Source organism: Dolichospermum planctonicum (assembly GCF_005402965.1).
In the GTDB taxonomy this organism is placed as follows: Bacteria; Cyanobacteriota; Cyanobacteriia; order Cyanobacteriales; family Nostocaceae; genus Dolichospermum; species Dolichospermum planctonicum.
The window spans coordinates 1-270 of the sequence record NZ_BJCF01000173.1; the positions used below are offsets into that span (position 1 = coordinate 1).

1 protein-coding gene is annotated in these 270 nt (G+C 38.1%); it reads right to left on the reverse strand.

Annotated features, from left to right (window positions below; all coding sequences use genetic code 11):
• On the reverse strand, positions 1 to 270 hold a 270-nt coding region (locus FFO06_RS20940; protein WP_137909713.1), incomplete at both ends, for a DUF4351 domain-containing protein.

A 270-nucleotide genomic window follows, 5' to 3' on the forward strand; every position in this document is an offset into this window, starting at 1 on the left:
GTTCTATGTTTAAACTGTTGATATTTTCGATGTAAATATCTTTTAATTTTCCAAATCTTTTCGATAACTGACGTATCAATAAAATCATCTCACCATTCTGTCTCCCCTCCTGTCTCCCCTCCTGTCTACCTTCCTGTCTACCTTCCTGTCTACCTTCCTGTCTCCCCTCCTGCTTTGCTTCTTGATAGACCCTTGTTTGCTTAATATCACTCACTAAAAACATTGCTTCTATCTCCTGACGGCTTAATTGTGAAAACTTGGACAATAAAA